General features: G+C 70.7%; 10 protein-coding genes. 3 read left to right on the top strand and 7 right to left on the bottom strand.

What is annotated here, in order from left to right; all coding sequences use genetic code 11:
- Nucleotides 1-3: 3 nt before the first annotated feature.
- On the top strand, nucleotides 4-228 hold the full coding sequence (locus OG594_RS32565; RefSeq protein ID WP_266605887.1) for a hypothetical protein: 225 nt from the start codon (nucleotides 4-6) through the stop codon (nucleotides 226-228).
- A gap of 604 nt (nucleotides 229-832) precedes the next feature.
- Here the strand turns inward: OG594_RS32565 and drmC are convergent.
- The 7 genes from drmC to OG594_RS32530 form a co-directional block, all read right to left on the bottom strand.
- Nucleotides 833-1,594, bottom strand: coding sequence for a DISARM system phospholipase D-like protein DrmC (gene drmC, locus OG594_RS32560; RefSeq protein WP_266605885.1), 762 nt, complete (start codon nucleotides 1,592-1,594; stop codon nucleotides 833-835).
- Complete coding sequence (drmB, locus tag OG594_RS32555; protein ID WP_266605883.1) at nucleotides 1,591-3,501, bottom strand: DUF1998 domain-containing protein; 1,911 nt, start codon at nucleotides 3,499-3,501, stop codon at nucleotides 1,591-1,593. Before drmB ends, drmC begins: the two co-directional genes overlap by 4 nt.
- A gap of 2 nt (nucleotides 3,502-3,503) precedes the next feature.
- Nucleotides 3,504-7,370, bottom strand: coding sequence for a DISARM system helicase DrmA (gene drmA / locus OG594_RS32550; protein ID WP_266605881.1), 3,867 nt, complete (start codon nucleotides 7,368-7,370; stop codon nucleotides 3,504-3,506).
- Nucleotides 7,371-7,491: 121 nt separating this feature from the next.
- Nucleotides 7,492-9,714, bottom strand: coding sequence for a hypothetical protein (locus OG594_RS32545; RefSeq protein ID WP_266605879.1), 2,223 nt, complete (start codon nucleotides 9,712-9,714; stop codon nucleotides 7,492-7,494).
- A gap of 156 nt (nucleotides 9,715-9,870) precedes the next feature.
- Entirely contained in the window at nucleotides 9,871-10,623 is a 753-nt protein-coding gene (locus OG594_RS32540) for a hypothetical protein (protein ID WP_323185360.1), read from the bottom strand.
- Between the two features lie 329 nt (nucleotides 10,624-10,952).
- Nucleotides 10,953-11,156 (bottom strand): DUF397 domain-containing protein, encoded by a 204-nt coding sequence (locus OG594_RS32535; RefSeq protein ID WP_266605875.1) that lies wholly within the window; start codon nucleotides 11,154-11,156, stop codon nucleotides 10,953-10,955.
- Nucleotides 11,132-11,983 carry a helix-turn-helix transcriptional regulator gene (locus tag OG594_RS32530; protein WP_266605873.1) on the bottom strand — a complete coding sequence of 284 codons (852 nt, stop codon included), beginning with the start codon at nucleotides 11,981-11,983 and terminating at the stop codon, nucleotides 11,132-11,134. Before OG594_RS32530 ends, OG594_RS32535 begins: the two co-directional genes overlap by 25 nt.
- A gap of 114 nt (nucleotides 11,984-12,097) precedes the next feature.
- Here OG594_RS32530 and OG594_RS32525 point away from each other — a divergent pair, with 114 nt between their 5' ends.
- Entirely contained in the window at nucleotides 12,098-12,325 is a 228-nt protein-coding gene (locus OG594_RS32525; protein ID WP_266605871.1) for a hypothetical protein, read from the top strand.
- 145 nt (nucleotides 12,326-12,470) lie between these two features.
- On the top strand, nucleotides 12,471-12,701 hold the full coding sequence (locus tag OG594_RS32520) for a hypothetical protein (protein WP_266605869.1): 231 nt from the start codon (nucleotides 12,471-12,473) through the stop codon (nucleotides 12,699-12,701).
- Nucleotides 12,702-12,724: the final 23 nt, after the last annotated feature.

The following is a 12,724-nucleotide window of genomic DNA, read 5'->3' as shown; positions in this document are numbered from 1 at the left end:
CGCATGAACCGCCGGCTCACGATCGACCCCGTAGCGGACATCCGAGTTCTCGTCGACAAGGCGGAGCAGATCGCCCAGGAGCTCAGTCGGGCGGTGGCCGCGGTCGACGAGATCGTCGGCACCCTCAAGGCCTTCCACGAGGCCGTGGCTCCACTCGTCAAGCGGCTCAGGTCGACGCCGGCCGACCCTGAGGCCGAAGCCCAGGTGCCGGCCGCGACGAAGGAGTGAAGTTCCCGCCCGCCGAGCCGGACGGCCGGACACGCATGACGACTCGCCCAAAACGGTGCGGTCCGCGCGTCACGCCCAGACCGCACACTCGGAGAACGACAGGTCAGCGGGCCTTCTCGACGGGCTCCAGGATCGCCACGCACTCCACGTGGTGCGTCATCGTTTGCACGTCCCAAGGAGCGGAAGCCAGCATATTCGCAGGTCAGCTTAGGTTCGAACTGAGCGGCTGGCTGGCCGCCCGGAGCGTCAAGGCGCCAGTCGGACCAGCCCTTCTGCCTAGCCGCACTACCAAGGATTCCCCCCGAGCTCCGAAGTGGAGCGAGATCGGGCTCCGCCTATCCGCCGGCTGAAGACCCAGGCAGAAACCGGCTCAGCGCACTGTGGAGGGAGCGGGTGCACGGCATGCCCGCATCACCGCCGGTAGACCAGCGCATTCGGAGCGGTGAGATGCACGAGAGGAACCTACGCGTCGGGCGGACCCTCCCCCTTCGGAGAAGTCATGTCCATTGCCCGCCACGCGCCGGGAGCGTCGTCCGTGATCGGCAGGAACTTAGGTAAATGAGCGATTCGCATCGGTCCTGATCTCGTCCGGCCCGCAAGGACGTCACCAGAAGCGCTGGAGGACGCCCGTGCGCTGGAGTTCCAGCACGTGTTCCGCGGCCCGCGTCGGCGCGGAGCCCCCTCTGATGAGTGCTCCGGCCTCAATGTTGCGGTCCACTCCGGATTGCGTGAAGTTGGCGCTGGTGGTCAGGAGCGTGTGCCGGTCGGCCACGGCCAGCTTGGCGTGCGTCTTGGCTCCGAGCTCCATCCTCTTGTCCGGGGGCCAGTGCCATAGGCGTGCTCCCGGCACATCGGTGAACGCGCTCGCCGGCTCGTCGCCGGAAAGGGCGCTGCCTGCGCCTTGCAGGGTCTCCACGACGATGTCCAGGCCGACGCCCCGAGCCGAGGCGTCCTGCAACGCCTGTGTCAGGGGCGGGTACCGCCGTGCCGAATAGGTCATCAGGATCAGCTCTGTCCGTGCCTCGGCGATCAGCCCCAGGAGCGCCCGGTCCGTGGACCGTACGGGCACCCGGTGGGAGGAGGGGCCGCTCCACACCAGGGAGACCTCCTGTTCCCGGTCGCGCTGCGCGTAGCCGGCGGCCAGCCCGTGCAGGCAGGCCGCGGCTTCCTCCCGGGACAGGCCGTCCGCGTCCATCGCATCGAGCACGGCCGCCGCGGCCTCTGTGTAGGCGGAGGCCGACCGGACCGTGAGCAGCGTGGCGCGGGGCTGTCCGGCTGCTATGCCGTCGGCCAGTGCACCCAGCGCGAGGACTCCTGCGGCCGCCTCCGCCTCCGCGGCGGCCTTGAGCAGCCGTGCCCATCTCATGTGAGGCCCTTGAGGAGCACCAGATCCGGGTCGTCGATCGGCACTATGAACCGCCGGTCCAGGAACCGGTTTCCGCGCTCACAGGTCGTCTCCGACACGAACAGGCATACGTGGCATGCGGCGCCGTGCAGGAAGTCCTCGTGCGGAGGCCGGGGCAGCCGGTCGGCGCACAGCGGGTCGGAGGAGCACCGCTCGGCGTCGTGGAGCGCGCGCCGTACGACCCTGCTGAACTTCTCCGGTTCGGCCAGGGCCACCAGACCGCCCAGGGTCCCCTCGGCGTCGGGGACCGCAGTGTAGATCAGGATGCCGGTGCGCCGGTCGTCCTCGCGGCCTGCGTAGATCCGCTCGGAGAGGCTTGCCGAGGAGTAGCCGCATTCCAGCGAGATGGCCCGGATCAGCAGGTGCGACAGCGTGTGCAGCGCGATGTACCGCGCGCCCGGCCAGCCCCGCAACGGGTCGTCGGTGTCCTCGACACGGCCCGAGTAGCGGTTGCGGCGGAATTCCACGTAGGCGTCGCGGTGCGCCTTGAGCGCCGCCGTGTCGGCCACCCGCTGCTCCCAGTCGGCCATCAGCTCGTCCGAGACCCTCAGGAAGATGCCCTCGCCCCGCACCTCGCTGGCCGGCACCCAGGCGGGGACGCGGCTGCGGGAGAGCGGTGCGCGGGCCACCAGAGTGGGGTCTTCGGGGTCGGGGGCGTCGAGCCGGGTGAACCCGATCAACGCCCGTACTTCCCGCAGCCGCTCCGCCTGGACGACGTGGGAGAAGACCCCGTCGAGGGCCGGCGGTACGGGAACGTCGCGCAGCGCGAAGTCCTCGGTCGGCTCCGGGAGCTGAGGACTGGTGAAGATCTCCCACTCGGGGGTGAGCAGGTCCGGGTACGAGACGGCCTCCGAGGACTGGGACTCGGCACCCGCGGCCCGGTACGCCTCGATGGCTTCGAACACCTCGGACTGGCTCCACTGGTGCAGCGGCTTGAACTGCGGGAGCTCCCAGACCATGTCGAGGAACTCCTGCGACTTCGCCTTCTGCAGCTGTTCCCAGAGCTGTTCCACCTTGCCCTGCAGGGCGCTGCCGCTGGTCGGCGGCACCGCCAGGACGCTGAGCGTCTGCGCGAACCACTGGTTCGAGGCGCCGATGACGAGCGGCTTGGGCTGCTGCTTGCAGCCTGCCGGGTCGAAGGTCGCCAGGTGGGGGTGGCGGCCCCGGCAGTGGGGCAGGGTGATCTCGCCGCGCTGTCCCATGGCGTCGCGGATGTTGCGCTCGCTGTTGCAGTTCACGCAGCGCACCTTGACGTTGGCCGCCTGGTTGCCGCCGTGGTCGAGCATCTCCAGCCGCGGGTGGCTGGCCTCCGCGCAGTTCCCGCCGCGGTGGACGAACGACGCGTACGGGAAGTCGTCCAGGTGTCCGGCCTGGCAGACCAGGACGAAGCGCGCCGCGACGGCGAGCGGGCGCTTGCCCTTGCGCTTGGCGGTGCAGTTGTCGTGGAAGAAGCGTGCCTGGTCGGGGCGCCGGGGCTTGGCGTTCTCGAACTTGAAGATCTTCGAGTCGAGGCCGCCGAGGGCGTTGCAGGCGGTGCAGCGCAGCCACTGGGGGAAGGGCAGGACGGGGACGCCGACGCGGGATGCGGGGCCGTTGGGGTCGCTGTCCGTGCCGTCCATCCAGGGCGCGGGCCGCAACTGGGTGACCTGGGCGCCGTACGGGTCTCCTATCAGGCCGTTGACGGCCCGCAGCAGCCGCGGTTCCTTCAGGTCCGCCCACTCGAACGCGTCGTACTGCCAGTCGTCGATGCCCCGCACCAGGACGGCGAAGTTGGGCAGGTCGACCAGAGCGCCCACACCGCCCGTGTACATCAGGTGGCTGGGGCGTACGGATCCGACCCGGCGCCGGTGCTGTGTCTTGTCCGTCATGCTCACGCCTTCTTCCCCTGCCGGCCTGCCGTGGCGGCCTTGCCGTCCAGTACGGCGCCCGTTTCGTCTCCCTCGGGCGAGTCCTCGCCGTCGGCGCCGGTCTGGCCCGCCCCGGCCGCGTAGCTCCATGCGGGTGCTCCGCCGACCACGTCGTAGAGGCCGGCTCCCGGCACCAGCAGGTTGATCTCGTTCTCCGTCTCGCGCATCGACTGCGCGACCGTGAGCTCGTCCCAGGTGGCCCCGGTGGCCTTGTTGAGGAGTCCGCTGAGTCGCTGGCCCTGCCAGGCCGCCTCCTCGTATCCGAGGCGGGCGGAGCCCTGCTTCTTGTGTGCCCAGGCGTCCTTGAGGACTTCGATGCGCTCCCCGAGGTACGTGCGGGCGCGCGGCCCGCCGACGGTCTCGGCGCGGGCCAGGAACCGCTCGGTGACCTGCCGCGCGACCGGGCCGTCGAGGTCGATGTCGTAGGCGTCGTGGTTGCGGGAGTGGGGCGTGGTCGCGTTGCGCACGGCGGCGATCCAGGCCGCCGCCGTCGTCCGGTCCAGGGACCGGCGGGCGAACGGGGTGACGGAGAGGGCTTCGACCTGCCGGTAGAAGGTGGCGTGGTAGTGCCCGAAGTTCTCGAAGTGCGCCAGGTCCCGAGGCCGCGTCCAGTTGTAGAGCGCCACGACCAGTCCGGGGCGCTTGGCGTCACGGCCCACGCGCGAAGACGCCTGGATGTATTCGGCCGTGTTCTTGGGCTGGCCGACGACCATCATGAGGCCGAAGCGGGAGACGTCGACCCCCACCTGGAGCATGGAGGTCGCGATGACCGCGTCGACGGCTCCCGTGCCCTCGTTGCGCAGCCCGAGCTTCGAGACGTCGATGCGCTGCTTGTGCTGTGCGGCCGCCCGCAGTTCGTCGACCACTGCCTGTCGCCGCACGGTGGTGTCCATGGACTCGTCGAAGGACACCTCCAGACGGGACAGCACCTCGGTGATGTCCGCGGAGGAGATGCGCGAGGTCAGCTCCTGGACGGACAGCATCTCCGTGCGCCGCAGGAGGCGGTTCGACAGGCCCTTGCGGGTTCCGTGGATCCGTACGCGGGTGGCGATGTCGTCGTCGAGGAAGCGTCGCATGCCGGCGAGTTCCCGCGTGGCGTTGAAGTAGCCGACGAGCGTCATATAGGGGTCGGCGGGCTTGCCGTGCCGGTCGAAGAGGGTCTGGCCGGCCAGGAACAGGATCTCGGCGACCCTGATCTCGGCCTGCTTCATACGGACTCCGTGGGCGCAGATGCCCAGGTAGCGCCGCCCCGGCGCCTCCTTCGACAGCTCGACCTGCTGGGAGAAGAAGGTGTCGCCGATGTCGATGACCTGGGGCGGGAAGATCGCCGACTTCCGGGCGAAGACGCCGCTGATCTGGTCCGCCGACCGCTTGGTCGTCGCCGTCGATGCCACGATCTTGGGGCCGACCCGGACGGTGGTGCCGTAGGCGTCCTGCGCCGGCCAGCCGCACAGTTCGTCCACCGCCGCCTCGAAGAGGCCGACGGTGGTGCCCAGCGCACCCGAGATCAGGTGGAGTTCGTCCTGGATGATCAGGTCCGGCGGGCGCAGCCGTGTCACCGGCTTGCTCTTCACGGCCGCGTGCTTGCCCTTGGCCTGGTGCTTGTCCCCGCACTTGGTGCGGGTGTCGAGGTCCGCGTGCCGGTAGCCGTGCCGCGGGCAGAGGTCGGTGACCCGCCCGAACAGCATGCCCGCCTGGCCGCGCCAGGGCAGCTGCGCCAGCTTGTCGACGGTGGCGATCAGCAGGCTGGGGGCCAGCCGGTAGATCTCCTCGTCCACCGTCAGGATGGGCAGTCCCTCCCCCGGTGAGCGGCGCTGCGAGAACGGGCAGGCCTGCTTGCCCTCGCCGTTGGGGCAGTAGAGCAGGATGCGGCGCAGGTCGTCGTCGGCGTGCAGGTCGCGCTGGGCGCTCAGTGCGGAGCCGCACCAGGGGCAGGCCAGCGTCTGGAGCACCTTCGCGCCCTTGCCGTCCCCGGCGTCCTTGGCCTCGGCGATCTGCTTCTGGGCCTCGTCGAAACTGTTCGGGGAGACCGCACCGCCCACCCAGAGGCCGATCCGGAAGGGGGTGGTCCCCCAGCGGACGTCGCCGCCGTCGTAGGCCTCGCGGCGCAGCACCTCGGCGGCGCAGACGAGTGCCGCCGCCCGCTGGAACTGCTGGGCGGTCAGCAGCCGCAGGGTGTACCGCATCAGCACGGCGACGCCGGCCTCGCCACTGCGGGCGTCCTCCCCCGTGCCGATCGTCCCCTGGAGGCGGCGGATGGCGAAGGTGAAGGCCGCGAGACCGAGGTAGGCCTCGGTCTTGCCGCCGCCGGTGGGGAAGAACAGCAGGTCGACGATGCCGTCCGGACCCGCCTCGCGCTCCTTCAGCGTCGGGTCGGCGAGCGCCCGGATGTTGAGGAGGACGAAGGCCAACTGGAACGGGCGCCACGATGCGGCTTCCGCGCCCTTGGCGTCGATGCGCTTCTTGGCTTCCTGGAAGGCGATGCCCTCCCGCTCCCGCAGCGCCGCGATGGCGGTGTGCTTGCGCTGGAGGGCCATCGCCCGGTTGGCGAAGCGGAACGCCTCCAGCACCTCGGGGCGTTCGGGGTTCGAGAGGGCGTCCACGCCGAGGGTGATCCGGACGGCGACATCACGGGCCCGGCCCACCGCGTCGAGGGCGCTGGTGCGCAGCGCCCCGGTCAGCTGCTCCGCCTGAGCCTCTCGCTCGTCGAGCCAAGCGCTGTAGCCGTTGGCGAGCGGAGCCAGGGCGTCACTCAGCGCGGCCGGAGGGAGCACGGCGAGCTCGTCCATGGACAGCTCGATGCCCTCCAGGTGCTGCGCGTCCGCCCCGGACGGGGCGATCGTGGCCGGGACGTCGTGGACCGGCAGCCAGGTGGTCGTGAGGGCGTGGGCCCTGCGCTCCCCCCTCTCGATGGTGACCGCCACGGCCACGTTGCGGCCCGCCGCATGCTTCAGGTGGTTGCGGTAGAGCAGCGTCAAGTGCTGCTCCTCCAGGTCAGCCGCTCCGAGAGCGTCCTGGGCGGCTTCCTCGGCCTCGTCCAGCGGATCGGAGATCGGCAGGAAGACCGGCGCCTTGCCGTCGGTGGCGGTGACGTGCAGCTCGGCCTGGAACAACCAGGCCGCGTCCTTGGCCTGCTGGGGTTCGTCCTGCGCGTTGACGAGCGACAGCTCGACGACGCGGCTCGGTCCCGCGGCACCCGGCCGGTTGCGTACTTCCGCGACCAGCCGCACGCCGGGGGCGTCCTCTTGGTCGGCGGTGAGCGGCAGGACCTGGCGGGGCGCGCCGTCGACCGGGACGGTGACGAGCTTCTCCACCTGCTCCCGGGTCCAGGTGGCACGCGCGACGCCGTCGTCGCCCAGGACCTGCGACCGGTGGTACTGCCCCCATCGGACCCGCACGGTGACCGCAGCCGCATGGTCCGCCGCCGGGAGGGCAAACATCAGGCCCATCGACGAGGCCCACATGCGCCCCGCGTTCTGGGTGGTGAGCCGCTCCGGAAGCCCCTGGTCGGTACCGTCGCCCTCCCCGTCGGAGTCGTCGAGAAGCTGCTCGTCGGCGGCGGCGAGGGAGGTGCTCAGGGCCCGCTTCGGACCGATCCGCCCGACCAGGTACCGGTCGCGGGGGCCGGCGGCCCGGTGGTCGAACTCCTCGTCCGGTCCGTCCCACGGGCCGAGCAGGTCCCGGCTGATGAGCTCGCCCAGATCGTCCCGGATCTCGTACGAGGACGCCGGAACGAAGTCCTGCGCCACCTCGCGGACCCGCTGGAGCAGGTCCTCCTCCAGAGAGCCGCTCCCGCTCCCCGACCCTTCGGCGGTCTTGCCCGTCGCCATCAGTGCATCCCTCTTTCGTCCCTCGCGCGGTGCCCTCGCGGGCCCCTCCCCACAGCGCGGCCGACGCCGCCCGGACCGTGACAGCCGGTCGTGATCCCGATGCTAGCGAGCACGGCTGACATCAGAATGCCGGTACCGCCCCGGACAGGGCCCGTTCGAGCAGTTCGGCGATGTCCTTGTCCCCGCGCTCGGCCAGCCGCTCCAGCAGAGCGGGACCTTCCTGACCGGGCTCCATGCCGATCCGCCGCGCGATCACCTCCACCGCCTCCGCCGGGGTCACCGCGGCCGTCCAGCCGGTGAGCCGGGCGGCCCCCGTCTCGGGGCTGAGTCCGTCCGGAGGTGCGGGCAGCCGCAGTGCGTTGAGGTGGCAGTCGGTCACGTTGAGGAAGACCTGGTCTCCGGCGGTCGCCCCGATGTGCTCCAGCAGCGGCTTCACCGAGCCGAAGGTGGGCTGGGCGCGCCAGGTCAGGGAGGTCTCCCCGACGTCGTGGCGCAGCTGGAACGGTTCGCGGTGGGGGGCGCCGCCGATGTGGGCGGCCCAGCCGGCGGGCACGGGGAAGCCGGAGCCGCGCAGGTGGTCGGTGGTCAGTTCCACCCGGTACCACCAGCGTCCGTCGGCTCCGACGAAGCAGCGTCGCGTACCGGCGACGTCGTTGCGCGGTACGTAGGGTGCGTCCTGCTCGCTCGCCTGGTCGGCGACGCGGACCCAGCCGCGGCGGGTGCGGGCGAAGCCGGGTCCACCGAGGTTGGTGCGGACCGATGCCGCCGATACGTCGAAGCGGGCGCTGATGGCCTCTGCGATCGCGTTCACCTCGGCTTCCCCGCCCGCGTTGGCGATCTCTCGGGCGATCATCTCCCGGATGCCGAGGTACTCCTCGCCGCCCCACGCGCGCAGTCCGTACAGGTTGCGGTCGACGCGGAGGAAGCGCTCGTCGGTCCAGATCTGGTTGCGCATGCTGTTGATGGCGGTGCCGTCGGCGAGCTGTTCGTGGATGTCCTCCATGGACATCGGCTTGCCGTGCAGGGCGAGCACGGCGGCGGCGCGGTCGTTGAGCGACCGGCCCCAGTACAGCAGCCGTCCGTCCCGCACCTGGAAGCGTCCGAGGTCGGCCGCCCAGTCGGCGAGCACCTCACCCCGCACCCCATAACGCTGCCCGAGGGCGACCGCCTCGTCCCAGGCCAACGGGGTGTCCCCACAGGCGGCGAGCAGGTCCTCCTGCATGACCGCCCGCAGGGCTGCCGCGTCGCCCTGCACGACCCAGGACCCGACGAGCGTCCCGCCGGGCAGCAGCCGCGCCACGACGTCCCCGAGCGGAACGCCCAACGCCTCCACGGTGCGGACGTGGTCCGGGTGCAGCGCGTGCACCTCGGCCACCTGCCCCACGGTGCCGAGCCGTTCGGCCACGGCCGCCAGGTGCCCGGCGAAGGCCCGGCCGTCCTCGTCGACCACCATCCACTGCGTGAGCGAGTCCGCAACGGCGCGCTCCAACTGCCGGACCCGCTCCCGGCTGACGGAGAACCGCTCGCCCAGGTCCTGGAGCTTCACCGGCTCATCGGTGAACATCCGCTGCCCGGCGATCACGAGCGCGCGCTCGTCCCAGCCGCCGACCAGGCGCGTCAGCGCGGCGAAAGGCTCGGCCATCAGCGCAGGGTCGACCGACGGGCCCGCATCCTCGATGACGTCCGGCTCGTCGACCTCCGCGGCCGGTTCGTGGTCGTCGAAGGCCTCACGCGGCGCCGGAAGTTCCACGTCCTGAGGCTGCTCCCCGGCCGGCTCCTCGACGGCCCCGGAGCACTCCACCGGCAGCGGCACCGGCGCGTCCTCGGGCTGCTCCTCCAACCCCTGGAGCACGGCGAGCGCGGCACGCACCTCGGCCGGTGCGTCCGCCGGCAGCCACCGGGCGATCACGGACACCGCATCCCGTACGCGCGCCCCGTCGCTCTCCTCCCGAGGTACGCCGCGCTGGTGCAGCCGGTCGAGGATCGAGCCGAACACCGCCGCGAGCACCCGGTCCCCGTCCACGACCCCGGGCCCGGCTTCCCGAGCGATCTGCGCAACCGTCTTGCCCGGCTCGACTCCCGGGGTACCGAGCAGCCGCAGTACGGGAACCACGTCCCCGAGCTCCACGTGCGGCCACAGGGAACGCAGCGCCTGGGCCACCTGGTGGCTGAGCGCTTCGGCGCCGATGACCCGCTCGATCTCCATCAACGGTGTTGCGTGCCACCAGCCGAGCGGCAGCCGTACGTCTTCCAGCCGGGCGGCGAGGAGTTGCGGATCGGCGTAGCGGACGGCGGGCAGGAGGTCGGCGAGGGAGGTGGAGGCGTACGGCGCGGGGGACGTCATGGTCGGGCGACACTCCAGAGACGGGGGCAGGCGGCCACGGTCGGTGACTGACTCGCTCGACGTTACGGGCCCCCACTGACAGTCACTCCATGATCACCGTTCTCCCACGTCCTGACCAGGGCGAAGCCCACATCCGTCGGCAGCGGGCGCACTTGCTCACGCGACGGACCGGTCCGGCGCGGGCCCGCAGTCCCCGCACCGGGCGTCGGGAAGGTGGCTGCGGAAGGCACGTTCACAGCCGTCGCACGTGATGAGGGGCGCGGGCCGTGGGCGCTGCGGCACGGGCGCGGACACCGGTAGGGGCGGCGGCAGGAGGGTGGTGAGCCGGTGCTCCAGGAAGCGGGGCGGGTGATGGATGGGAATGGGCGCGGGCGGCAGGTTGGCGGTGAGGGTGCGGGTGATCTGCTCGGCGGTCGCATGCCGGGCGAGCCACTCCTCGACGGCGGGGCTCAGCCGCTGGACGTCCCGCACCGAGAGGATCAGGCGGGCGTCGACCGTCCGCAGCCGGGCCAGGAGGTCTGCCGCCGGTCCTGTGGGGGCGGTTGGCACGGGCTCGGCTTCGGTGCGAGGCACGGCAGGCTGCGCCGGAACTGGCGCGGCTTCAGGAACTAGGGCACAGCCTGGCTTGTCATACGCAAGGGTGCGGGTCGCAAACCGGCCGCCGCCGAGCGGAATCCGCCGCCGCTCCAGATACCCGGCTTCCTCAAGCTCGTTGAGAGCGCGCCGGATGGTGGTCTCGCCCTCGCGGAAGCGGAGGGTGAGGGCCTTGGCGGTCACGCTGACCCCGTCCGGAACGGACTGGATGTAGACGGCGAGCCCGAGCGCGACGGCGGAGAGCCGCGGATGCTGGGCCAGGTGGTTGCCGACGACCGTGAACCGGTCGGTGTGGCGGTGGCGGAAGTGGATCACGCCAGCGCTGGGGGCGTCTGTGGGGATCGGATTCACGGGGCGCGCGGGCGCGACCGCGTTAGACTGCGGATCAGCCATCGGGAAGGTCTCATCTTCCGGATCGGTCAGGCCCTCGTCAGGATTGCCGTCCTGTCGGGGGCCGTCTGCGTGTATGGGGTTGTTGCGGCCGACGGTACCCCACCGGTCAGGGTGCGTGCCGTGCCCTTCACCCGATCGTGTGGCGACGGGAGTTGGGACCCCGGTTTGGTTGGGTGGGTTCTCTCCCGTTCCTTTGAAGGGCGCCGCGCCGCACCGGGGTCCAGGATTCCGCGCCCCGGCAGCGACCCGCCCTACGCCTCCCGCAAGTGCTGCACGAAGGCGCTCCAAGCCGCGTTCCCGACGAGGATCACCGGCCCGGCGGGCGCCTTGCTGTCCCGCACGGGGACACCGCCCGGAACCTGGTCAGCGACCTCCAGACAGTCACCGCCCTCCTCGTTGCTGTACGTGCTCTTGCGCCACCTGGCGTTGCTCAGCTCACTTCGAGTGGTGCGCATGCTCGGTACTCCTCCAGGAAGTCATGGACGACGGCCAGCGACTTGTCCGGCGGCAGAGCACTGGCCTGCAACAGATCGTAGGCAAGGGCATATTCAGCGACTTCAGCCGCATCCTTCAGAAGTTCTCCACTGCGGACACCCTCGATGTAGACCACATCTGGTCCGCGCCTGAAGCTCATGATCGTCAGCGATCCCGACAGCATGGGGTGGCTGCCTGCCGCGGCGAACGGCAATACCTGCAAGACCACATGCGGCGTATGGGCCCAGGCGACCAGGTGGGCCAGCTGCTCGGCCATCACTAGCGGGCCTCCAATCGGCCGCCGTAGGACCGCTTCGTCAAGGATGCACCAGAGCAACGGCGGGCTGTCACCGCGGAGGACCGACTGCCGCGCCAGCCGCGCCTGCACCCGCTCTTCGATCCGCACGTCGGACTCGCGGGGATCACCAATGCGCATCTGTGCCCGCGCGTACGCCTCTGTCTGCAACAGACCCGGCACGACCTGCGACAGGAACTTCAGCATCTTGACGGCCTTGGGCTCAAGGTCCATGAACCTGCGCGCATACTGCGGATGCGGCATCGGCTTGACGTGACTCCACAAGTCGACGAGGTCGCCGTCTGCGGCAAGCAGCTCGTCCAGGCGGCGGTTGACGTCCTCCGGGGGCACCTCGTTGCCCAGCTCGAACTGGGCGATCCGACTGTGAGCGATCGGGATCTTGTCGCCCAACTGCCGCTGTGTGAGTCCAGCACGGACGCGGAGCTTGCGTAACTTCGAGCCGTAGAGCGCGGCAAGCGAGGCGCTTGGGTCGAGTTCCTTCGGTGCGGGCACTGGCGACTCCCGTTTTCGTTCCGATGCTCCGAAAACCGTTACCCCTGGTGAGCGTAGCGCTACGCCTCCATGCTCATCGCTGAAAGACAGTGATCGGCAAGGAGGCAGGCGGACATGAACGCGGGCATGAGCGTGCGCTCGGCGGAGAAGATGCGGGAGGCAGAGGCGGCACGGGACGAGTTGCGCGAGGCGTTGGCGGGGGTGGATGTGGTGCTGCCGTCGCTCGGGGTGGATCTGGTGTCGCTGACGAGCGACTACCTGTCGCCACTGGTGGAACTCGGTTGCTGCCGGGCTGATGTGGCGTGGAAGTTGGCGGCAGCCCTGAGGAAGTGCGCCCAGTGACCGAGGAGTCAGCGCCCGAGCCGGAGGAGGAGACCGACTCGGCCGAAGACGCCACGGTCGGCGTCACTTGCCATGAGGCACTCCTGGCCAAGGTCCGCGAGGCCAACAAGCGAAGCCTTGCGCCTCGGCGGTAGGAGGTCTGGACATGCAGCGCATGATGCAGACCCTGGAGGTCATGCCCGATGGGGTGCGGCGAGGGGATGTGATCGCCGTGGGCGGAATTCCGCACCGGGTGCGGGATGTAAGGGAGTTGCGGGGGCGGCGGAAACGGCTGGAGTTCGAGGACGGGAACGTCTTCGTTCTGGGCCCGTGGGTCGCGATCAAGGTGGCCCGCGACCGTAATGCCGGCGGCGGACCGGTACGCCACTGGCGCTGACCGGCCCACCGCGCCCCCGCCCT

The sequence above is a fragment of the Streptomyces sp. NBC_01214 genome, assembly GCF_026340975.1.
Classification (GTDB): domain Bacteria; phylum Actinomycetota; class Actinomycetes; order Streptomycetales; family Streptomycetaceae; genus Streptomyces.
The sequence above is the reverse complement of the archived record's forward strand: the minus strand, read 5'-3'. Positions and strand labels throughout refer to the sequence as shown.

Excerpts from the sequence above, each read along its gene's own strand:
- OG594_RS32565 (WP_266605887.1), top strand. The coding sequence starts at position 4 with ATGAACCGCCGGCTCACGATCGACCCCGTAGCGGACATCCGAGTTCTC.
- drmC (WP_266605885.1), bottom strand. The coding sequence starts at position 1,594 with ATGAGATGGGCACGGCTGCTCAAGGCCGCCGCGGAGGCGGAGGCGGCC.
- drmB (WP_266605883.1), bottom strand. The coding sequence starts at position 3,501 with ATGACGGACAAGACACAGCACCGGCGCCGGGTCGGATCCGTACGCCCC.
- drmA (WP_266605881.1), bottom strand. The coding sequence starts at position 7,370 with ATGGCGACGGGCAAGACCGCCGAAGGGTCGGGGAGCGGGAGCGGCTCT.
- OG594_RS32545 (WP_266605879.1), bottom strand. The coding sequence starts at position 9,714 with ATGACGTCCCCCGCGCCGTACGCCTCCACCTCCCTCGCCGACCTCCTG.
- OG594_RS32535 (WP_266605875.1), bottom strand. The coding sequence starts at position 11,156 with ATGCGCACCACTCGAAGTGAGCTGAGCAACGCCAGGTGGCGCAAGAGC.
- OG594_RS32525 (WP_266605871.1), top strand. The coding sequence starts at position 12,098 with ATGAACGCGGGCATGAGCGTGCGCTCGGCGGAGAAGATGCGGGAGGCA.
- OG594_RS32520 (WP_266605869.1), top strand. The coding sequence starts at position 12,471 with ATGCAGCGCATGATGCAGACCCTGGAGGTCATGCCCGATGGGGTGCGG.